Raw genomic sequence first — 22,458 nt, 5'->3', positions numbered from 1 at the left:
GTTATAATGAACGCAGTGTGATTGTTTTACAAGACGAACAAATCGTTCGATATAAAGAACAGGAGTAGGTTTGACCACGCCAATTGATATTATTGCTGCCGGGTTATTACGTGAACGCCAGCGTGCAGGGCTGTCGCTGACAGAAGTGGCGCGCCGCGCCGGGATTGCTAAATCTACACTTTCGCAGCTTGAAGCAGGTAACGGCAATCCTAGCCTCGAAACCTTGTGGGCGCTGTGCGTGGCGCTGAATATACCTTTTGCGCGTCTGATGGAGCCGGAAGTGAAGCGCTTACAGATCATTCGCCGTGGCGAAGGGATGATTGTGTCGGCGGAGATGGCAGATTATCAGGCGGCATTACTGGCCAGTTGCCCACCCGGCGGGCGACGCGATCTTTATCTGGTAACCAGTCAACCTGGCGCGCCGCGCGCTTCCGAGCCCCATCCGCCGGGTTCAGTTGAACATATCATCATCGCCCGCGGCCGGGCGCTCGTTGGCCCTAGCGATGCACCGGTTGAATTGCATCCAGGCGATTATATTTGTTACCCCGCCGACGAACCGCACGTGTTCGAAGCCTTAGAGCCAGATACCATGGCGGTGCAGCTTTCTGAGCAAAATTAATTGCGGATTGTTCCAGGTCGCCATGAATGGCGACTCTACGCTGCAGGATATCAGCCATCACAATTTCCTATTGTTAAATCCGGTGATTAGCGTGCGGCGTGGTGGCATGCTGTGATTTTCTACGCTGATAATCAGGAACATATGGACATTATTCCCGCCAGACCGCATCACGCAGCGGCCATTCAGAAGATCTACGCCTGGCATGTGCTGCACGGCACCGCAACTTTTGAAACCGAACCGCCTTCTGCGAGCGAAATTCTCAATCGCGTGCAGGATGTGCAGCAGCGCGGCGGTTTCTGGCTGGTGGCACAAGAGAATGAACAGGTGCTGGGTTATTGCTATCTGGCACCGTACCGCCCGCGTTACGCCTATCGCTTCACGCTGGAGGATTCGATTTACCTCGATCAGCAGCAAACGGGTAGAGGCATTGGACGCGCGCTGCTGCAAAAAGCCATTGCGCTGGCGGAAGCGGCTGGATTTCGCCAAATCATTGCGATCGTTGGCGATAGCGCCAACGCAGGATCGCTGGGGTTACACCGGGCGCTCGGTTTTGAGCACACCGGCGTAATGAAGTCGGTGGGTTTCAAACATGGCCGCTGGCTCGATACCGTGGTGATGCAGCGTTCCCTCGGTCTCGGTGATAGCCAGCCGCCAGAACGCTAATTCCGGGTTTCCATTGCGATTACCCGATGCGTACCTTTTTCCAGCAGATCGCGATCGTGGCTCACCAGCAGCACCGCGCATTGCTGCTCGCTTGCCAATGAGGTGATGAGCTGAATGGTTTGCTGTTGCACCCGCGGATCAAGCCGCGATGTGGGTTCATCGGCGAAGAGAAACACCGGTTCCAGCAGCATTACGCGTAGCAACGAGAAGCGCTGTAGCTCGCCGCCCGAGAGCGCATCGGGCCGACGTTTCAACAGATCCGGTGCCAGCGCCAACTGCTCCATCAACGCATCTCGCCTTGTGGAAGCAATGCGATGACGTCGCAATAGATCGTTCAGGCTCTGCCCTAGCGTGCGGGTTGGTGGAAATAACGCGGATGGATCCTGATAAATCTTCTGATATTTCAGCGTATCCACCGCAGCATGGCGCGTAATGCGGCCTCGCTGCGGCGTTAATAATCCAAGCAGTACATCGCCAAAGCTACTTTTCCCGCTACCGCTGGCACCGTACAGCCCAACGACTTCACCCGCGTGCAGCGTGAAGTTTTCCGGCACCCCGAGCATTTTCCCTCTGCGCTGCAGCTGAATCCCCTCGGCACTGACTACTGGTTTACTTGCAATGAAAGTTTGCTGCCGCGCGGGCCATGCGGCCGGATCGGCGGCGAGCAATTTGCGCGTGTAGCTTTGCTGCGGTGAATGCATTACCTGCTCCGCCCTGCCCTGTTCAATGACTTTCCCTTTGTGCATCACGATCACCTCGCCGCCCAGCTGTCGGGCCAGGGCGATATCGTGCGTGATGGTGAGTAGCGTGCCGCCCTCAGCCACTTCCCTGCGCAACAAGGCCGCTACCTCATCACGACGCGCCACATCCAGTCCTTTGGTTGGCTCATCGGCTAGCAATATCTGCGCACCGCCTGCGCGAGCGGCTGCAAAGGCGGCGCGCTGCGCCATACCGCCGGAGAGTTGCCACGGATAACGGGATGCCGATTGTGCCAGGCCCAGCTGCTGTAAATCACTGCTGGCAGCGTTTTCGCTGTCTGCTTTTGTTTGTCCGCGCACAAAACGATAGCCTTCCGCCACCTGCTGTAGCACTGACATGGTGGGATCGAGCGATAACCAGGGTTCCTGTGGCAACGAAGCTAAGGTGTGGCCCCACAAAGTGCGTAATAGCGCGACATCCTGCGGTAGAGTGAAGCATCGATCGTTGATAATAAGCGTGCCGCTCGCCTGCAGATCGTCTGGCAAAATACCCATGATGGCCTGCGCCAACAGGCTTTTACCCGAACCCGTTTCGCCCAGTAACGTGAGTGGCTGACCTGGCAGCAAGGTGAGATCTACCGGTTCCACCAGCGTCTGGCTGGCGGTGGTAACGCTGATGCCGATGGCGTGTAATCCTTTCATCGACGCTCCTTTTTCATTAAGAGATTCAGACTAATGAGCAGCAGAAATAGCGCAATCACCGGCTGCATCAGCAACCACGGCGCTTCCCAGGCAAATGGCAGTAGCTCAGTCATCATCAATCCCAGTTCCGGCGTCGGTGGGCGCACGCCAACGCTGATAAAACCGAGTGCCGACACCGCCATGATGGCGCTACTGAAAGAGAACAACGTCAACGTCGTTAACACTGGCGCTAAGGCTGGCAACAGATGTCGGCGGAAACGGTAGAACGCCGAGAAGCCAAGCAGCATTGCCGCCTGCATACCGGGCGCATGCACCACTGGACGTAAGGTGGCACGTGTCACGCGGAAAAATTCCACCCACAGCACCAATGAAATGCCCAGCCACAGCATGCCTGGGGAATCGGGCGCAATCGCGGCTAAAAGTAATACCAGCAGCAAACCCGGCAGCGCGAGGCACATGTCGCCGAGCATGCTGAGTGCGCGATCGAGCCAGCCGCCATAGAGCGCACTTATTACGCCAGCGAATACACCGACCAGCATGGCGCTTATTACGCACAGCGCCGCGAGGCCGAGGGACAGACGCAATGCCGCACTGAGGCGCGACATCATGTCGCGACCAAGATGATCAAACCCGAGAAGGTTGCCGCTGCTGGGCGCATGCAGGATCTGCAATAGATCCTGTTCCAGCGGATCGCCGTGATGAACCAGTGGCAGCAAGAAGGCGAAGCCGAGCAGTGAGCACAACATCAGCCAGCCAATCAGACGTGCAGGCGAAAGCATCATGCGCGTCTCCCTCTTGGATCAAGTAGATGACAACCCGCATCCACCAGCATGTTGAGCAAGACAAACAGCAGGCCGAGCGTCATGGCGCTCGCCTGAATCACCGGTACATCGCGCGCAAAAATGGCATGCACCAGCGCGTGGCCAATGCCCGGCCAGGCGAACAGCGTTTCTACCACGACGACCCCTTCCACCAGCCAGACGAACTGCATGCCGAACCAGGTCATTACCGGCGATGCCAGATTTCGTAACCCATGACGGCGCAACAACGTGGCGGGCGCTAAACCTTTTTGCGCGCCCCAGCGGTAATAGCCGGACGTGACAACCTGAAAAGTGGCTTCACGCACCACGCGGACGCCAACGGCGGTTAACGATAACGCCAGCGTCAACGCCGGTAACAGGAAATGACGCAGCTCGCCGTGACCGGCGCTGGGTAGCCAATCAAGCTGAAGTGCCAGCAACACGATAAGCAGCATACCCAGCGCGAAATGCGGTACCGATTTCAGCAGCGCGCTCAGCCAGAACAACGCACGATCGAGCTTACCGTGGGCGTGGCATCCCGCCCAAATACCTAACGGCAAGGTGAGCAATAGGGTCAGAACAAGCGATGTGCCAGCGAGCGCCAGCGTCTGGCTAAGCTGCCAGCGCAGCTCATCCATTACCGGCTCGCCCGATACCAGCGAACGGCCAAAATTGAACTGCAGCAGATCGAACAACCAGTGCAGCAACGCGCTGCCCTGCTGTAATGATCCACTCAACTCCTGCTGTACCCGCGCGACTGCGTGGGCATCCACGCGATCGTAGCCATAGCGACCGCTGGCAATACGCCAGGCCATGTCGCCCGGTAGCGCCTGCACCAAAAACCAGGTGAGTAAACCGACCGCCAGCATCACAAAAACCGCTTGTCCAAGGCGCCAGCCAAGAAGCTTTATCATCATTGCTCCCACTGCATCTGACGCAGACCAAAGTGACGTTCAAACGCATCGAGCGTGACGTTTTTCAGCTTGCTGTTAATCGCGGCCGATTGCTGATACCAGGCGATAGGGATCACCGGCAAATCCTGCTGCAGTGAGGTGGTGATCAGATGACGGGCCTGCGCACGTGCAGCCTCATCGGTGGACTGGGTGAGCGTATGCAACGCCGCGTTAAACGCTGCCGGATGCCAATTCATCGCCCCCCAGTCGCCGCCGTGGGTGGCGTAATCCTGCAGTAAGGTGCCGGTTGGATCAGGCGTTAGGGCAAAGTTGCGGGAGAACAGCGCCAGCTGCAGACGATTACTGTGATGCTGTGCAGGAATTTCGCTGGCGTTGGTGGCGTTGATCTTCACTTCAATGCCCACTTTGCGCAGTTGCTGCTGGATCACCATCGCCATTAGCGGCAGTTCGGGACGATCCGGGAACGTCAGCAGCGTCAGGCTGAAGCGCTGACCGTTGCGCACTAAGACGCCATCGGTCCCCACTTTCCACCCCGCCGCCTGCAGCTGTTGTGCTGCCTGTTGCAGGTTGAACTGCAGCGGTTGCAGGTTGCTGTTATGCCAGGCGCCCATATTGGGTGGAAACAGTTGGCTGGCCGCGCCCGGATAACGCAGCACCGCCATCGCCAACGCGTTACGATCAATCGCCATGCTGATCGCTTCTCGCACCGGCTGCTCGGCTAACAGCGGATCGCCCAGGTTCAGCTTTAGCATTAGGGTGCGCGGCACCGGAATGGCCGGCAGTTGCAGCGATGGCTTACGGGCTAAGCGCTGACGGCTGGCGGCATCAAGATTGAAAACGTAATCTGCATCACCGCTTTCCGCCAGCAACGCGCGAGTTTCAGCACGTCCAGAGGAGAGATAACTGGCGGCTGCAATGGCAGGCTTTTCGCCCCAGTAATCATTGAAGCGTTTCACCGTCAGCGACTGTGGTGGCTGAAACGATGTCAGCATGAACGGACCGCTACCGATGATACGAGTGATCTTGTCCTGCGCATCCCAGCTGGCTAAAGCAAGAATCTGCGAACGACTGTCTGCCAGCACCGAAAGCAAGGGGACGAAGGGTTCGCGTAAAGTGATGGTGACCTGTTGCCCTTCTCCGCTGATTTCGGTAATCGGCGTTTTATCCAGTAGACCCGCTTTACTCCGCGCGGTGTTCAGTGATTTCACCACAGCGGCGGCATCCAGCGGCGATCCATCATGGAAACGGACGTTATCGCGCAGCTGTAATTGCCAGCGCAAACCATCAGCAGAGACTTGCCAGCTTGCGGCCAGCGCCGGGATAGGCTCGGCGCGTTCGTTAACTTCCACCAGCGTTTCGACCACATCCATGCGTAGCAGAATGTCACCGGAGAGCGCGGGATCGGCACCTTTGATTTCGAACGGTGCCGCAATACGCACAGGTTTATCCTGATGTTCCGCCGCTAATGAGGCGCAAGAAGCCAGGCCTACCGCCGAGGCGATAAGCAAATTTTTAATTGATTTCATTATGTTTTCCGTAAAATATCGCGACAAAAAGAACGCTATAATTACGTTATAACATAACAATTCACATTTCAACACAGATTGAATTTATGGAACGCTGAACGGATTAGCGGCAGGCTACATTTTGCTGAGATTCACGCTGCCGGATTGCCTTTGCCTGAGGTATGCTGAAAATCGATATTCACTGTCAAGGAGAAGCAGATATGCCAGAAATCGTTGTTTATGCGGCAGAAGGTCGCACCGTCGAGCAGAAGAAAAAGTTATTAAGGGCCGTCACCGCAGCGGTGGCGGATTCGTTCGAGATCGATGCTAATTCGGTGACGGTTTCCATCATCGAAACGCCAAAACACCATAAGTCCAAAGGTGGCGTGCCGTTTGATGAGCGTTGATTTTGAGTTTCGCATTATGAAAAGCCCCAAAGGGGCTTTTATTGTTTTTAAAGCATTTATTCGTGATATCCATGCTGATCGAATACTTCGCCCGCCGCAAAAAGTCAGTATCATAGCGTTCTGCCGCTTACCGGATTGAGTGAACCAACCTGCTATGACCGACCCAACAGCACTATTTTCGCGGCTTACTTCTACCCTTGCCGATGAGAGCCGCACGCCGCTGTACAAACGTTTCGCTAGCGCGATTAAAGATGCGGTGCGCGATGGCGTGCTGGTGCATGAAGAGATCCTGCCGAGTGAACGTGAATTCAGCCAATCGCTGAGTATTTCGCGTATTACGGTCCGTAAGGCCCTGGATGCGCTGGAAAAAGAGGGGGTGGTGCTGCGCTCACGCGGCTACGGCACGCAGATTTGCAGCCAGTTTGAGTATTCACTGAAAGAGCCGAAAGGTTTGTCGCAACAAGCGGTATTACGCGGTAAGAAGCCGGATACGGTGTGGATTAACAAAAGTAAAATCCACTGTAGCGCCGAAATTGCCGGGAAGCTGGGCGTGAGTATAGGCAGTGAGGTTTTTCTGCTGAAGCGAATTCGCTATGTCGATCAACTGGCGGTGTCTGTTGAAGAATCCTGGGTGCCGGCGCGCTTGATCGCTGATGCAGATGAGATTGGTATTTCGCTTTACGACTATTTCCACCAGCAGCAAATCCTGCCGGTGAAATCGCAAAGTAGAGTGAGTGCTCGCATGCCTGATGAGGCGCTCCAGCAGCAGATCGCCCTGCCCGACAACGTACCCATTTTGGTTATTAAGCAGCTGGCGTTAGATGCGCAGGGCAATCCGCTGGAGTACAGCATTAGCTACTGTCGTAGCGACATGTATGTGTTTATTGCTGAGTAAGGCGCTGCTGCCAATAGGTGCTTAACGTGGCGCGGTCGGGCGCGCAGTCGCCGCCGCGTTGTGAAACCACATAAGACGCGACGATGTTGCCCAGCGCGACGCTCTCCGCCAGCGACCAACCTGAAGCCAATCCCGCCAGCAGACCACCAGCGTGGCTGTCGCCTGCGCCAATGGTGTCAACGACCTGAGTCGGCAGCGCTGGTATCCAGCCGTGAGCGTCAGCGTCAGCGTCAACGAAACCTGCACCTTCGCTATCAAGCCGCACCACCAGCGCAGCATCAAAACGCTGCTGCCAGCGCGTCATTAACTGCTGCACATCAAAGGGTTGATGCTCATCGAGACGTTCATGCCACAGCAGTTCTGCTTCCTGTCTGTTCACTGTAATCAGTGGATGGCAGGCCATAATGCGATCAAAATGTGTATTAGCGATATCAGCCAGCCGTGGTCCAAAATCCACCAACAGCTGATAGGGCTGAGTTTGCTGCTCCAGCCAATCGATCAGCACTTCACCGCTTTTGCTGGTGAGTTGATAACCTGAAAGGTAGATCCAGCGATTAGCCGGCTGCGGCAGCGAGCTGAGCAGTGCAGCATCCCACTGGTTTTCCACGCCGCTTACTGAAAGAAAGGTGCGCTCGCCATCCGGTTCAACTAATGCCAGGCACCAACCGTTATCGCCTTTCACTGTTTCCAGTACGCTGTGAATCCCGTATTCCGTTAGCTTCTGCCGCACGATGCTCGCCCAGATGCCATTGCCGAGCGGCAGCGCGTTGGTTGATGGAATACCGAGTCGATGCAGCGCAATCGCTACATTCAATGCACAGCCGCCTATATTGACGCCCTGCTGGTGGAGCTCGATATCGCTGCCGCGATGCGGCAACGAGTACGCATCGGCAATCACATCCACCACCGCCGCACCAATTACGCACACCGGCAGGCGCGCTTTAAGTCGCTTTAGATCGTCAGGCTTCAGCATAAGCGGCCTCGCGCTGCTGGCGGAAAACGAGAAAGGCTTGGCTGTAGCGCGTGAAATCCAGTGCGTTAGCGGCATCAAGTTCGGCTTTCAGCTCAGTATCAATGCTATCGATACCGTGTAACGCGCCGCAAATAGCCACCGCCATCGCGCCAATCGTGTCGGTATCGCCGCCGAGGTTAGCGCAGAGAATCGCACAGCGATTAGGATCGGTTTCTGCCAGTTCCACCATGGCAATCGCTGCCGGTACCGATTCAATAGTGCTGGTGCCGGTGCCGACCAGATCGTAAATCTGCTGCATGCTGGATTCCACGCCCCTGCCCTGCTTAACCACGCCCAACGCCAGCTCCAGACGCGCCGCCATTGACGCGCTAAAGGTAGTCACGCGCTTTTCCTGCGCCTCACGTGCGATGGCAGGCAGCTCATCGCAAATGGTTACCCAGCTAGCGCCATCAATAGCGCGCGACACCGCCCAGGCAATCACCGTGGCACCGGAAATCGCAACATCTGATTTATGCGTTGGGCTCGATGCCAGCGCGACGGCATCAATAAAAGTGGAGAGATCGCGGGCTGGTAGCAGGCAACCGAGCGGCGAGACGCGCATTGCCGCGCCGTTGGTCATACCATTATTTTCCAGCTGCGACACCGGCGTGCCGGCTTTCATGGCATTGAGCGCGATTTTTGAGGTTGGCCCCAGTACGTTTTTATTGAAGGCATCAAACGACTCCGCCCAGTGCAAAATATTCGCGCCAATGGTTTCCGCATTGATCTCGCCATGATGAGTCACGATCGCATCAGCTAATGCCAGCGCCATCGACGTATCGTCAGTGAAAGATGCGCGTCCAAAGTAACAGGCGGCGTTATTTTCTGCCGGACCGGGCAGGAAACGATCGATCCAGCCAAAATGTTGTTTCACGCGCGATCGCGGCCATAATTCTGATGGCATGCCCATCGCATCGCCCAGCGCCTGGCCATAAAACGCGCCTAAAATCCGTTTTTCTTGCAGTGTCATCGTCATGGTGAAATCTCTTATTTATGGCTTTCAGCAGTTGCTGAGTTATCAAAAGCGGTCAGTTCATCGCTGCGTTTTTTGCCGTCGCGGAACAGCACAATAAAGGCGATGGTGATTATCACAATCATCACGCTGCCAAACATCCACATGCCCGCCCAGTTGAACGTCTGGCCATTGCGCGGCTGGTCATAGGCGAACATTTCCTGCATCAGATAGCCGCCAAGACGATAACCGAGCAGGCTGCCGATGCCCTGGCAGGCGAGCGTTATCAAACCTTGCGCGGCATTGCGCATCGCCACGGGCGCTTTCTTATCAACGTAGATATAGGCAGTAATGAAGTAGAAATCGTAGCTGACGCCATGCAGCAGAATGCCCATAAACAGCAAACCGTAAGTCAGCATGTTTTGATCGCCGCCGAACACAAAGAACACATAGCGCAGTGCAGCGGTGGTTAACCCCAGCAGCAGCACTTTGCCGATGCCAAAGCGCTTAATGAAGAAGGGCAGCGCCAGCAGGAAGAAGATTTCAGATACCTGTCCAAGCGTCATCCAGCCGGTCGCGTGCGGCAAGCCGACTTCGGTCAGATAGCCTTCAGCAAAGATGTAGTAGAACGCCAGCGGCATGCTGAACAGGAACGAACAGATGAAGAAGACGAGGAAGCTACGATCTTTGAGCAAATGCAACGCATCCAGGCCAAGCGCTACGCGCAGGCTGAATTTACCGCTACTTTTCGGCTCCGTTGCGGGCAGTGTCAGCGCATAAATGCCCAGTAACAGTGAGCTGGCGGCGGTGATCAATAGCGGCACATTACTTGCGGAGATATCGCCATATCCCAGCAGCGGCGGCAGAAAACCGCAAACGATGCCAGACGCGATCCAGCCAATCGTCCCCATCACACGAATGCGCGGATAATCACGCTCCACATCAGCGACATGCGAAAAGGCGATGCTGTTGGTGAGCGCAATGGTTGGCATATAAGTGAGTGCATACAGCAACAGCAAAGGGAAGAAGCCGCTGAAATGCGTTTGCTGGGCGGCAAGAAACATCAGAATAGATCCGACGATGGTCAGTAGCGACAGTACTTTCTGTGCCTGGAAGAAGCGATCGGCCAGCGATCCTACCAGGATCGGTGACAGGATGGCGGCTATTGAGGTGCAGGCGTAGCACCAGGCGATCTCAACCGGCGAGAAGCCGTTTTTGCTGAGAAATGCCCAGAGCGGCACAAACCATGCGCCCCAGATAAACCACTCTAAAAACATCATGAATGACAGTTTTGGGATTGTTGTTTTCATTTAAATTGGACTCCCCGGTGTAGGTGGGGCAAATCTAACACCAGATGTAATACCTTTATAATACCACTGGTGGATATTTTGAACTGGTCCACAACATTTTAACGGTTGTGTAACGGTCTTAGGCGGGGATGCAGGCAGGAGTAAGGGCGCGGTTTACGCGCCCCTGGAGAATTAACGGCGGTTTTTCCACACGGTTTGAATGTTACAGAACTCATGGACACCAAAACTTGAGAGCTCACGGCCATAGCCGCTTTTCTTCACGCCACCAATAGCGACACGCGGATCTGATGCGCCATTGCCGTTGATGAAGACCGCGCCAGTTTCCAGCTTTTCTGCCAGTTCATTGGCAACGGCTTCATTACTACTCCACACCGTGGCGCTCAGGCCGAATTCGCTGTCGTTGGCCAGTTCAAGCGCGTGCTGCGCATCTCGCGCTACGGTAATCGCGGCAACTGGGCCAAAAATTTCCTGCTGGAAAGCGGTCATGGCTGGCGTGACATCTGCAAGGATCGTTGGAGCGTAATAGTTACCAACGCCATCGATCTTATGACCACCTAACACTAAACGCGCACCTTCTCTGATGGTTTGCTGAACCTGATTATCAAGTTCATCGCGTAGATCGTAACGCGCCATTGGTCCGATGTAGGTTTCTTCATCTAAAGGATCGCCGATCTTCAGTGCCTGAACCGCTGCGCTGAAACGCGCCTCAAACGCTTCTGCGACGCTTTCTTCAATGATGAAGCGCTTGGCTGCCATGCAGACCTGTCCGGTGTTCTGGTAGCGTCCTGTGACCGCTGAGGCCACTGCAGCATCGAGGTCTGCATCTGCCAGTACAATGAAAGGATCCGCGCCGCCCAACTCTAATACCGTTTTCTTTAGTACCGCACCGGCTTGTGCTGCAATTGCGCCACCAGCACGTACGCTGCCGGTGACCGCTACCGCGGCAATGCGCGGATCCTTAATCGCGGCTGAGACGCCATCGTTGTCGACGTTAATTACGGTGAATCCACCTTTTGGCAGATCGGTCGCATCAAACAGTGAAGTCATCAGATTCGCTGATCCCATGACGCTTGGCGCATGTTTTAGCACATAGGTATTACCAGCCAGCAGCATGCTCACTGCGCCACGCAGCACTTGCCAATAAGGGAAGTTCCACGGCATGACTGCGAGGATCACACCTAGCGGTCGAAATGACTGCCATGCCTGCTGATTTTCTACCAGCGTCGGTTTGTCGGCGAGGATCGCGGGACCATGCTCTGCGTACCAGTCACAAAGGTTGGCGCACTTAAGAACTTCAGCGCGCGCCTGAGCGATGGGCTTGCCCATTTCCAGTGTGGCCATTGTTGCCAGCTCATCCTGACGCTGACGAATTTGCTCTGACAGCTGACGCAATACTTTTACACGTTGTGGCATTGCGGTGTAACGCCATTCAGCGAATGCATTTGCGCTTTCTTGCAGTGCAGACTGAAGCTGAGCTGGGCTTTGCAGCGGATAGGTCGCAATGATTTCGCCGTTGGTGGGATTGCGAGAAATAACGTTGTCAGTCATGGAAATGTCCTCTGCCTTAGTGAAGTGATGCTCAATGGTGTTTACCTTACGCTCGGCAGAAGTTTCTTTAAAATGAATAATAATGAGGAAGTTGTTCATATCAGGAGAAGTGGGAGGATCTTCCTTGCCAGGAACTGATGGTTTTAAGGGATCGAAAGGTATGTTGACGCGATGAAGGTGTTTTAGGTGTTTTAAGGGGTGCAAGCCGCTTCAGAACTGATGTTGTTCAGTTATACAGTGAATAGATCTTAAAGAAAGATCATATAGAGATCTTAAAGAGATCCTAAGAGATCCCCGATCGTCGCAGGCCGCACCCCACAAGGCCTTAGAAGGTGATCACGTTCACTATAATGAGTAAAGTGTCCACTGTAGTCAGTAGTTTATTCACTATAGAGAGTAGAATGTTCACTATAAACAGTGTTAATGTTCACTGTAATCAGAAAACGACCCTTTTCATCCACAGAATGAAGATCTCAGGCTATGGCAGATAAAGAGAGTGAAAACAAGGCGTTACTCGAGCCTTTTCTGTCGGTGACAAAAAACAGTGGTGAAGTTATTCAACTGCACCCAAATAAAAATAACACCGTACAACCGGTCGCTTTGATGCGCCTAGGTCTGTTTGTTCCTACATTGAAATCAACTGCGCGCGGTAAGTCCGGTGCGATGGCATCGACAGATGCGACAAAAGAGTTGAAAAACCTTTCACTGGTGAAGTCTGAAGGCTATGAAAAGATTACCATTACCGGCGCAAGGCTGGATATGGATAATGATTTCAAAACCTGGGCTGGCATCATTCAGTCTTTCTCGCGTTATCCCTCAAAGGGCGATACCGTGACGCTGCCGTTCATCGATTTCGTTAAGATGTGCGGGATCCCGTCAGCGAACTCGTCAGCAGCGCTACGTAAGCGTTTAGATGCTTCTTTGCGACGCATCGCAACCAACACGTTGTCCTTTGAAGGTAATGGCAAAGCCTATCACACTCACCTTGTGCAATCGGCGTATTACGATCGTGAGAAGGATCTGGTGCGAATCCAAGCCGATCCAAAGTTATTTGAACTGTATAATTTTGACCACAAGGTGTTGTTACAGCTGCGTGCGATTTCACGCCTCAAACGTAAAGAGTCGGCGCAAGCGTTATACACCTATCTTGAAAGTCTGCCGACGAACCCCGCGCCGATTTCACTTGCTCGTTTACGTATGCGACTCAATCTTGGTTCAAAGACTACAACGCAGAATCACGTGGTTCGACGTGCAATGGAGCAACTGAAAGAGATTGGCTATCTCGACTACTCGGAAGTGAAACGTGGCCGCTCGGTGTTTTTTATCATTCATAGCAGAACACCAAAACTTGATGGCATTAGCAATCTTGAAAGTATCGATTCGCTGGAAGATATCGAGTTTGAAGAGTGATGCGCTCTGTTCACTGTAATCAGTAATCGCCTATCAGCGGTGTCACTTTTTGAGCAAAAGTGACACCTGCTTTTTCCCCTTCGTTCACTGTAATCAGCAATCCTCGCGGCATTCACTGTAATCAGTAGTGTTCACTGTAATCAGCAACTCATTGCCAAATGCCATTCATCGTAAGAATATCATTTCAACGAATCCACGTTTTCACTGATGATTAGTGATAGTGAGTACTTACAAGGGCGGTTCTGCATCACGTCATACAGGCTTATATCCTTATTCTACTGTTCACAGTGAACGTCAAATACCACGAGTAGCTCTACTGATTGCAGTGAATGACGTAGACTTAAAGTATTCCTGATTACAGTGAATGTTTAGGTGTAAATTTTTGAAAAGATTACGGTTTTATTGCTTTTGTTGTCAGCGTTCATTGTAATCAGCATTTATCCTGTTGATACGAACAGTAAAAGTGACAGGGTTGGTCACAACACTGATTACAGTGAACGTTGAGCTCATCTGCTTATTACAGTGAACATAGTTGAAGCACTCTATTAAGGACTAAAGTGTCATCTTAAAACAACGTCACGCCGCCACTGATTACAGTGAATGTTTGTCTCTCCTCCCCTGCCCTGTCCGGATTTGAAGCAAAATAACCATCATCGGAAATGCATCCGTTTTACTGAATACAGTGAACGTTCCCGGCTGAGTTTCTCGTGGTAAGTTTACTGATTACAGTGAACACCAATACCAAAACCCCGAGTTAATCCGACCGAATGAAAGTGAAGTGCGTACTGATTACAGTGAATGTTTAACTCAACGCGCGCACGGTATCAGCATCCTTTTTCCGGGCATTACATTCTCTGATTTAGACTGCCAGAAGATGCCCTACTGATTACAGTGAATGTTCTTCTTCGCGTCATAACATTTACTGATTACAGTGAATGCCCAGCTCATCTTTCCGATTTGGGTTACTGATTACAGTGAACGTTAAACCAAGCCACTTGGTTATCCACTGATTACAGTGAACGTTTGCTGGAATGGAGCTCAAGCCATTTTGCTGATTACAGTGAATGTTTATTGCCGTTAGGTCGTTACCATCCAAATGTGCTGATTACAGTGAACGCTCGGTTGGTCAAGGTTAAACCGTAGCGTATGTTCCAGAACGGAAAGAACAAATGAGGTCCCCTGATTACAGTGAATCTTTATCGGAGGGTTACTGATTACAGTGAACCTTTTACTGATTGCAGTGAACGTTAGCTTTCAACTGATAACCTCTGCTGATTACAGTGAATGATTGGCCTATTTCAGTCGTAATCGCCCTCCTCTGCCTTTTCTTTAAAGCAGCAAAAGTAAGAACCCAGTTGCTGATTACAGTGAATCTTTACGTAACGAAGAAAGAACGAGCGATTCATTTCTGAGCGAAATAACCTGAAAGATTAAAACGTGATCACTGATTACAGTGAACGTTTGCGATAAGCCCATCTTAATCAAGGTGATTTCGCAGAACATATTGTTCCTGTGTAGAAGAGATATATTTGCCTCATGTGCAGGATTTATGTATAAAGTCATAAATCCTACATGTGTGGAGCAAGTATGGCTAACGATGAGAAGCAGGTTCTGAAAGTCGCACAACGTTCAGAGCGCATGCTAATGAGCCTGACCGAACAGATTCAGGCACAGAAAGAAGAGTTGCGTGAAAACACGTTTTATCAGGTTTACGCGAAAGCGGCGTTAGCCAAACTGCCTAAATTGACGCGTGCGAGCGTTGATTATGCGGTGAATGAAATGGAAGAAAACGGCTATCCATTCGATAAACGCGCGGCGGGTAGCTCTACCAAGTATGCGATGTCGATTCAGAACATCATCGACATCTACCACCACCGCGGCGTACCTAAGTATCGCGACCGCCACGCTGAAGCGTTCACCCTGTTTGTGGGTAATCTTAAAGGCGGCGTGTCGAAAACGGTATCCACTGTCTCGCTTGCCCATGCTTTGCGTGCGCATCCTCATTTGCTGTTTGAAGATTTGCGTATTCTGGTCATCGATCTTGACCCGCAATCTTCAGCCACCATGTTCCTGAATCATCAGCGTTCAGTGGGATTAGTGGAAGCGACAGCCGCCCAGGCTATGCTGCAAAACGTCAGCCGTGAAGAATTGCTCAATGAGTTTATCGTTTCGTCGATTATTCCCGGCGTCGATGTGCTGCCGGCTTCGATTGATGACGCCTTTATTGCCTCACGCTGGGAAGAGCTTTGTGCTGCCCACTTGCCGGAGCAGAATATTCACGCGGTCCTGTATGAAAATGTGGTGGCCAAGCTGAAGAAAGATTATGACTTCATCTTTATCGACAGCGGCCCACATCTGGATGCCTTCCTGAAGAACGCTATTGCCGCTTCAGACCTGCTGATGACGCCAGTGCCCCCCGCGCAGGTGGATTTCCACTCCACGTTAAAGTATCTGACGCGTTTGCCGGAGCTGATTGGCATCATTGAAGAGTCAGGCGCAACCTGCCGCTTACAGGGCAATATCGGTTTTATGTCAAAGCTCTCCAATAAAGCCGACCACAAACTGTGCCACAGCCTGGCAAAAGAGATTTTTGGCGGCGATATGCTGGATGCTGCGTTACCGCGTCTGGATGGCTTTGAGCGCTGTGGTGAGTCGTTTGACACGGTAATCTCAGCCAATCCCTCAACCTATGTGGGCAGCACCGAGGCCTTAAAAAATGCGCGTTCAGCGGCGGAAGATTTCGCCAAAGCCGTATTTGATCGTATTGAATTCATTCGCCTGAACTGAGGTTATTATGAGCGCAAAAAGAATCACTATTGGCCGAACCTTCAGCCAGACACCTTTGCAAACTGAGGAGAGCGCGGATAGCCATTCTCAGACCTTCATCCTTTCAACCGGCAAGCGCGCGCTGTTCACGCTTGAACACATCACGGCGAAGGAAATAGAAGAGAAAACCTTCGTCAAGATGGAAACCAATGGTCGTGATCAGTCAGGACTGACGCCGGAATCATTGCGCGACATTATCCGCACCATCAAACTGCAGCAATTTTTCCCGGCAATTGGCGTGAAGCGCGATGACCGCATTGAAATCCTTGACGGCTCCCGTCGTCGTGCTGCGGCGCTGCACTGCAAAACCGGGCTTGATGTGTTGGTCACCGAAGTCGCTATTACCGCTGATGAAGCGCGCCGATTGGCTCAGGATATTCAAACCGCGCGAGAGCATAATCTGCGCGAAGTGGGCATGCGTCTACTGGCACTGAAAGACGGTGGCTTGTCGCAAAAGGAAATAGCGCAGAGCGAAGGTCTTTCGCAGGCTAAAGTGACGCGTGCTTTGCAGGCCGCCAGCGTACCGCTAGAGCTGGTAACGTTATTCCCCAATCACTCTGAATTAACCTATCCAGATTACAAAACGCTGCTGCAGGCCTACGAAAAACTGCAGGAAACCGGCCAAACGGTTGATGCGTTGATCGATACCATTAGTATGGATGTCGATACCGTATGCGCTCGCGATGGATTGGCAGAAGATGAAGTGAAGAATGGCATTCTGCGTCTGGTGCGCAACGGCAGCCAGACGCTGATTCAATCGCCGACCAAAGACAAAACCATCGCAACTCCGCTGTGGAGCTTTGCAGACAAAGATCGCTTTGCGCGGAAGAAAACGCGTGGACGTATGTTTAGCTATGAGTTTAATCGTCAGTCGAAAGAGCTACAGGAAGAGCTGGACAGGGTAATCAACGAGACGCTCAACAAATATTTAAATCAATAATCGCAATGCCGCCCTCGGGCGGTTTTTTTTGCCCTTCTCTTTCCTTCGCCAGTCCGATTTCATCGCTAACTGTATGAAAAATAGGTTGTCGCCAACGAAATTTCAGGCTGAAATCGCCGCTATTCCAAGCCAATCATTGTCGGCTACCCAAACCAATTAACCAGTACTTATTAACTAACTGCAGGCTATTTGACCAGCTGCATGCTCAAACAACAGCAGCCAGTTTAAGAAGAGATAATTATCGGTAAGAAGGGTGAAATTTCAGCTATTCGCCCAATGGATTTCAATGTTATATATATGAATGTAAAGGGTTTTTATAAATAATTTCAGGGTGAAATCGCCAGCTTATAACGCTTATTTAGCCTGAAATCTCGTTTCCGAGTCACGTTTAGCCAGATGATATTCAATGCTTTATCCACAGAAAGCGTGGATAACTTTAACCGTGAGAATTACTCAACCAGTGATAACGCTGATGAAAACTGCCAGATTGCATCACGCACGCGAACAGGTTTATTAATCAGCCCCAACGCATAAAATCGGTCAGCAATAATTTGCTGCTCTTTAATCACTTCAAATGCCATGGCGCGGGTTTTATGACTGCGGCGCGTCAGTGCACGTTCAACCGATGCGATTTCCATCCCTAGTTCAAGCGCCAATAAAGCGGAAGCTTCGTGACGATGACTATCAATAAATAATCCCGTCTGTTGCAAAGTTTCAACCAGCTGCCTGAGAATATCATCATGCTGCTCAACGTAATCACGTCGCGCCAGGTAGAACTGATGATTACGCACGCGCCCTTCACCATTCACTAAAATGCGCAGTGCTGGATTGCTTTCGGCCGCGCTAAGCAGCGGATCCCACATCATCCACGCATCAACTGACAGATAATCACTGGCCGTTAAGGGATACTTTGGCGGAGTGTAAACCACTTTGAGTTCCTCAAGACCGATTCCCGCCTCCTCCAGTAATTGCAGCAATAACCAGTGAACGTTGGAACCTTTATTAACCGAAATGCGTTTGCCGCGTAAATCACTGACGCTGCGAATATCACTATCTTGTGGCACCACAATGCCAACGCTGCTTGGCGCCGGGGGTTCCCAGGCGATATAGGTCACGGTGCTACCGTTGGCCTGTGCGAAGATCGGCGGCACTTCGCCAGTGGTGCCAAAATCAATCTCATTATTTTGCAGCGCGTACAGCAGTTGCGGCCCTGCCGGGAATTCACTCCACACCACATTAATGCCCTGCTGAGCAAAGCCGTGTTCAAGGCTCTGGCGTGCTTTCAACACGCCAAGATTACCGAACTTCTGATAACCAATACGTAGTTCACGCTCTTGCGTGCCCTGCGGATCAGACACAGTTGGTGATAGCGTGACCTTGCGGCGTCCTTTAATCACACCCTGATTTGCCAGATGCGTACGTAACGTATGCCGACTAATACCCAGCAGCGTAGCGGCCTGGGTTTGATTCTGTTCGGTCATCTCCAGCGCATTATTAATCAGGCTGTTGATGACCCGGTCAAACAGCTGCAGTGGTTGATTACTTAGCTGCTGCTTGAGAAAGCTGTCGAGTGTGGAATCTGTGGTGTCGTTGAAGCCGCGTTCACTGTAACCAGCAAGTCGCAGTTGCGCTGGCGTCAGCGTTTCTTCGCGGCTAAGCAATACGGCATTGTGTAGCGTATTTTCCAGTTCACGGATATTGCCCGGCCAGCTGTACTCAAGCAGCGCTTCAAGTGCATCAGGCGAGAGTCGACGTGCGGGACGTCCCAGCCTTCGTGCGTAGAGGGCGAGGAAATGTTGTGCCAGCAGCGGAATATCGTCACGCCGCTGGCGCAAAGGCGGCAAAGGAACCACGGCAATATTTAACCGATAAAACAGATCTTCGCGGAAGCGTCGCTCGCGTATCGCCTGAGCCAGATCCACATGCGTGGCAGCAATCACGCGCACATCCACCTTAATCGGTTTGCGCGAACCCACTCGCGTAATCTCACGCTCCTGTAAAACGCGCAGCAATTTAACTTGCAGCGATGGACTCAGCTCTCCAATTTCATCCAGCAACAAGGTGCCGCCTTGCGCTGATTCGAACCAGCCGGGATGTGATTGAGTCGCGCCGGTAAACGCGCCTTTCTCATGGCCAAACAGTTCGGCTTCAGCCAGGCTTTCGGTCAGTGCTCCGCAGTTGACGGCCAGAAAAGGGCCATGACGTCGCTGACTGTGATGGTGAAGATAGCGCGCGACCACTTCTTTGCCAGTTCCCGTCTCGCCGACAATCAGCACTGTGGCATCAGTCGGGGCGAATTTATCCAGCAGCGACTGGAACGCCAGAGAAGCGGGATCGACAAGGCGAGGAGAATCATTAAGGTTGGCGTAAGGCGTTAACATGGCAGTAAATCCTTGAGCGAGCGTAGCACCACGCTAAATGCTCTCGCAGACTAAGAACACCATGAAAAAAGCATAAGCAGTTGCATATGCAGCAATTGCTGTTGTGCCTGAGTTGCAAACGCGACTGTGATCAAATCGGGTCTAAGTGCTAACAGCCTGATATACGGCGATTCGTACGAAAAAGTGACCTGGCACGCTTCCTGCTAAGAGCTATATAACTAAATAAACACTTCAAAATAATCATTTATTAATAAAGTTATATAGGAAAAGCATAATGGCCGATTCCGCGAACGATAAAATTAATGTCTTCTGGTTTTTACCGACACACGGCGATGGACGGTATCTTGGCACCACTGAAGGTGGACGCCCGGTCGATTTACCCTACTTACAGCAAGTGGCGCTGGCCGCCGACAATCTCGGCTTCTACGGCGTGTTAATTCCTACCGGCAAAAGCTGCGAGGATTCGTGGCTGGTTGCATCGGCCTTAGCGCCTATCACCCGCCGCTTGCGTTATCTGGTGGCGGTGCGTCCTGGCTTACAGCCGCCAACGCTCGCCGCGCGCATGGCAACCACGCTAGATCGTCTATCCGAAGGCCGCCTGCTGATTAACGTGGTGACCGGAGGCGATCCGATTGAGAACAAAGGTGACGGCATTTTCCTCAACCACAGTGAACGTTATGAGGTCACCAAAGAGTTCCTTGATGTCTACAGTCGCCTGATGCGCGGTGAGAAAGTGGACTACGAAGGGAAGCATATTCATGTGGAAGGGGCGGAAGTGCTGTTCCCGCCGGTGCAGGAAAATGGCCCACCGCTCTATTTCGGCGGCTCCTCTGAAGCGGCAATTGATGTGGCGGCTGAGCAAATCGATACCTATCTTACCTGGGGCGAACCGCCAGCCCAGGTTGCTGAGAAGCTAGAAGTGGTGCGTGCACGTGCTGAACAGCGTGGACGAAAACTAGAATATGGCATCCGCTTACACGTGATTGTGCGTGAGACTGAAGAAGAGGCTCAGGCGGCGGCTGATAAACTGATTGCGCATCTTGATGAAGAGACCATCGCGCAGGCGCAGAAAATCTTTGCGCGTATGGATTCCGCCGGTCAGGCGCGTATGAGTGCCTTGCACAACGGCTCGCGCGATAATCTCTACATCTCCCCCAATCTCTGGGCGGGCGTGGGGCTGGTGCGCGGTGGTGCCGGAACTGCACTGGTTGGCAGCCCAGAGCAGGTGGCGGAGCGCATCCGTGAATATCAGGCTTTAGGCGTTACTAACTTCATTCTTTCGGGTTATCCGCATCTGGAAGAGGCCCATCGCGTAGCCGAACTGCTGCTGCCGTTGTTGCCACTGGCTAACGGTCAGCAGCAGCGTGAACGCACCATTAATACCGGTCCGTTTGGTGAAACCATTGGTGGCGACAAACGTCCGTCAAAACAGACAAGCGCCAGCTAATGCAGGAGAAGGCGATGGCAACGGCACAGGTAATCATTGTGGGTGGCGGCTTCAGCGGTACTGCGTTGGCGATTCATCTCGCACGTTATTCGTCATCCGAATTACTGATTACAGTGGTCGAACCGCGCGATCATCTCGGCGGCGGCGTTGCCTATTCCACGCAGGAGCCTGCGCACCGCATCAATGTGCCTGCTTCACGCATGCAGTTGAGTGGTGAAGAGCAGGGCGCCTTTGATCGCTGGTATCGCGCTCAGCCGGAATGTTCACTGGATTCAGTAGCGCATTGCGCTGATGGCGCGGTCTATCCGCAGCGTGGGATGTTTGGTCGCTATCTGACAGAGCAGTTTGCGGCAGCAGCGCAAGCGCATCCGCACATCACGTTGCGCCACATTCAGGCCAGCGCGATTGCCTGGGAAGGGCAGCAGTTGTTGCTCAGCAACGGTGAAACCCTGCGAGGTGATGTGCTGGCATTAGCAATCAGCCATCCGCCGCCGTCGCTGCCGCGTGCGTTGCAGCCTTTTTCGGCGCACCCGGCGTTGATAGCCAATCCGTGGCAGCATGGCGTGTTAGATGCCATCGATCCGGCGGTATCGGTAGCGATTATTGGCACCGGTTTAAGTATGGCTGACGTGGTGGCGTCGTTGGGAACGCGTCAGCATCGTGGTCCGCTTATCGCCTTCTCGCGCCGTGGACAGCTCTCGCGTGACAACCTGAGCGGTGACTGGCCAGAATGGACGTTAGCTCCGCAGGATGTGCCTAGCGCACGTCACTGGCTCCGTCATATCCGCGCGGAAGTGGCGCGTGCAGCGCAACAACAGTTACCCTGGCAGCGCGTGTTGGATCAGGTGCGTGTGCAAGGTCAGGACATCTGGCAATCGCTGCCGTTACGCGAGCAGCAGCGTTTTGTCCGCCATTTGCGCTCGTGGTGGGATGTGCATCGCTACCGTATCGCGCCGCAGGTCTCCGCAGTAATCCGCCAGCGTCAGCAGCAAGGCAGCCTTAACGTGCAGGCTGCGCGCCTGGCCGCTATTGCCGCGCGCGGTAAGCAGCTGGAGATTACACTCCGCACACGCGAGGGCGATCGCCAAACGCACCTTCTCGATCATCTGATCGTCACCACCGGCCCCGGCCATGAAGCCCTAACTGCCAGCCAACCTTTGCTGCAATCGCTCAGCCAGCAGGGTTTGATTCGCCCCGATCGGCTGGGCTTCGGTATTGATGTCGACAGTCAGTCGCAGGCACTCAACCGCGCAGGCGAGGTAAACGCGCGTCTGTGGGTCGTGGGTCCGGCGGCCCGTGCACGCTTCGGTGAACTGATGGGCTTGCCGCAGGTCGCCGATCACGCCGCCGATGTGGCGAAAAACATTTTAGAAGAACTGCAAATCGCTCAGGTCGAGCGATGTCCCCCTTCAGCGCTTTAATCTCTCAA

18 protein-coding genes are annotated in these 22,458 nt (G+C 53.1%); 9 read left to right on the top strand and 9 right to left on the bottom strand.

What is annotated here, in order from left to right; translation table 11 throughout:
* Positions 1-70 precede the first annotated feature (70 nt).
* Both WFL93_RS08145 and WFL93_RS08140 read left to right on the top strand, forming a co-directional pair.
* Positions 71-619, top strand: coding sequence for a helix-turn-helix domain-containing protein (locus tag WFL93_RS08145; protein WP_180824139.1), 549 nt, complete (start codon positions 71-73; stop codon positions 617-619).
* 141 nt (positions 620-760) lie between these two features.
* Complete coding sequence (locus WFL93_RS08140; protein ID WP_336777818.1) at positions 761-1,282, top strand: GNAT family N-acetyltransferase; 522 nt, start codon at positions 761-763, stop codon at positions 1,280-1,282.
* On the opposite strand, the gene WFL93_RS08135 is transcribed toward WFL93_RS08140, so the two are convergent.
* Genes WFL93_RS08135 through WFL93_RS08120 form a run of 4 tightly spaced genes read right to left on the bottom strand, consistent with a single transcriptional unit; the run spans position 1,279 to position 5,922 of the window.
* Complete coding sequence (locus WFL93_RS08135) at positions 1,279-2,682, bottom strand: ABC transporter ATP-binding protein (protein ID WP_336777817.1); 1,404 nt, start codon at positions 2,680-2,682, stop codon at positions 1,279-1,281. The genes WFL93_RS08140 and WFL93_RS08135 overlap by 4 nt on opposite strands.
* Complete coding sequence (locus WFL93_RS08130) at positions 2,679-3,464, bottom strand: ABC transporter permease (protein ID WP_336777816.1); 786 nt, start codon at positions 3,462-3,464, stop codon at positions 2,679-2,681. Before WFL93_RS08130 ends, WFL93_RS08135 begins: the two co-directional genes overlap by 4 nt.
* A complete protein-coding gene (locus tag WFL93_RS08125; RefSeq protein ID WP_336777972.1) occupies positions 3,461-4,396 on the bottom strand; it encodes an ABC transporter permease in 936 nt (311 codons plus the stop codon). Before WFL93_RS08125 ends, WFL93_RS08130 begins: the two co-directional genes overlap by 4 nt.
* Positions 4,396-5,922: an ABC transporter substrate-binding protein gene (locus tag WFL93_RS08120; protein WP_336777815.1), complete on the bottom strand. Its 1,527-nt coding sequence runs from the start codon at positions 5,920-5,922 to the stop codon at positions 4,396-4,398. The genes WFL93_RS08125 and WFL93_RS08120 overlap by 1 nt, the downstream gene beginning before the upstream one ends.
* Positions 5,923-6,122: 200 nt before the next feature.
* Here WFL93_RS08120 and WFL93_RS08115 point away from each other — a divergent pair, with 200 nt between their 5' ends.
* Together WFL93_RS08115 and WFL93_RS08110 are read left to right on the top strand one after the other, a co-directional pair.
* The gene (locus WFL93_RS08115) at positions 6,123-6,308 is read left to right on the top strand and encodes a tautomerase family protein (RefSeq protein WP_007886101.1); all 186 of its coding nucleotides are present in this window, start codon (positions 6,123-6,125) and stop codon (positions 6,306-6,308) included.
* Positions 6,309-6,462: 154 nt separating this feature from the next.
* Positions 6,463-7,203 carry a GntR family transcriptional regulator gene (locus tag WFL93_RS08110; RefSeq protein WP_336777814.1) on the top strand — a complete coding sequence of 247 codons (741 nt, stop codon included), beginning with the start codon at positions 6,463-6,465 and terminating at the stop codon, positions 7,201-7,203.
* Here WFL93_RS08110 and WFL93_RS08105 read toward each other — a convergent pair.
* The 4 genes from WFL93_RS08105 to WFL93_RS08090 all read right to left on the bottom strand — a co-directional run bounded on the left by WFL93_RS08105 (position 7,190) and on the right by WFL93_RS08090 (position 12,025).
* Positions 7,190-8,176, bottom strand: a complete 987-nt coding sequence (locus WFL93_RS08105; RefSeq protein ID WP_336777813.1) for a PfkB family carbohydrate kinase — start codon at positions 8,174-8,176, stop codon at positions 7,190-7,192. The two genes, WFL93_RS08110 and WFL93_RS08105, sit on opposite strands and share 14 nt — an antisense overlap.
* On the bottom strand, positions 8,163-9,191 hold the full coding sequence (locus WFL93_RS08100) for an ADP-ribosylglycohydrolase family protein (RefSeq protein ID WP_442955883.1): 1,029 nt from the start codon (positions 9,189-9,191) through the stop codon (positions 8,163-8,165). Before WFL93_RS08100 ends, WFL93_RS08105 begins: the two co-directional genes overlap by 14 nt.
* Positions 9,192-9,202: 11 nt before the next feature.
* Positions 9,203-10,477, bottom strand: coding sequence for a nucleoside permease (locus WFL93_RS08095; protein ID WP_336777812.1), 1,275 nt, complete (start codon positions 10,475-10,477; stop codon positions 9,203-9,205).
* 171 nt (positions 10,478-10,648) lie between these two features.
* Positions 10,649-12,025, bottom strand: coding sequence for an aldehyde dehydrogenase family protein (locus WFL93_RS08090; RefSeq protein ID WP_336777811.1), 1,377 nt, complete (start codon positions 12,023-12,025; stop codon positions 10,649-10,651).
* Between the two features lie 480 nt (positions 12,026-12,505).
* Here WFL93_RS08090 and WFL93_RS08085 point away from each other — a divergent pair, with 480 nt between their 5' ends.
* The 3 genes from WFL93_RS08085 to WFL93_RS08075 all read left to right on the top strand — a co-directional run bounded on the left by WFL93_RS08085 (position 12,506) and on the right by WFL93_RS08075 (position 17,201).
* Complete coding sequence (locus WFL93_RS08085) at positions 12,506-13,435, top strand: RepB family plasmid replication initiator protein (RefSeq protein ID WP_007886110.1); 930 nt, start codon at positions 12,506-12,508, stop codon at positions 13,433-13,435.
* Positions 13,436-15,022: 1,587 nt separating this feature from the next.
* Complete coding sequence (locus tag WFL93_RS08080) at positions 15,023-16,222, top strand: AAA family ATPase (RefSeq protein ID WP_336777810.1); 1,200 nt, start codon at positions 15,023-15,025, stop codon at positions 16,220-16,222.
* A 7-nt stretch (positions 16,223-16,229) separates the two neighbouring features.
* Positions 16,230-17,201, top strand: a complete 972-nt coding sequence (locus WFL93_RS08075) for a ParB family protein (protein WP_336777809.1) — start codon at positions 16,230-16,232, stop codon at positions 17,199-17,201.
* A 449-nt stretch (positions 17,202-17,650) separates the two neighbouring features.
* On the opposite strand, the gene WFL93_RS08070 is transcribed toward WFL93_RS08075, so the two are convergent.
* Positions 17,651-19,582: a sigma-54-dependent Fis family transcriptional regulator gene (locus WFL93_RS08070; RefSeq protein ID WP_336777808.1), complete on the bottom strand. Its 1,932-nt coding sequence runs from the start codon at positions 19,580-19,582 to the stop codon at positions 17,651-17,653.
* A gap of 274 nt (positions 19,583-19,856) precedes the next feature.
* On the opposite strand from WFL93_RS08070, the gene ssuD reads away from it, so the two are divergent.
* Positions 19,857-21,029, top strand: a complete 1,173-nt coding sequence (gene ssuD, locus WFL93_RS08065) for an FMNH2-dependent alkanesulfonate monooxygenase (RefSeq protein WP_007886124.1) — start codon at positions 19,857-19,859, stop codon at positions 21,027-21,029.
* A gap of 14 nt (positions 21,030-21,043) precedes the next feature.
* On the top strand, positions 21,044-22,450 hold the full coding sequence (locus WFL93_RS08060; protein WP_336777807.1) for an FAD/NAD(P)-binding protein: 1,407 nt from the start codon (positions 21,044-21,046) through the stop codon (positions 22,448-22,450).
* Positions 22,451-22,458 lie beyond the last annotated feature (8 nt).

It is taken from the genome of Pantoea sp. USHLN256, from assembly GCF_037149875.1.
GTDB lineage: Bacteria > Pseudomonadota > Gammaproteobacteria > Enterobacterales > Enterobacteriaceae > Pantoea > Pantoea nemavictus.
The sequence above is the reverse complement of the archived record's forward strand: the minus strand, read 5'-3'. Positions and strand labels throughout refer to the sequence as shown.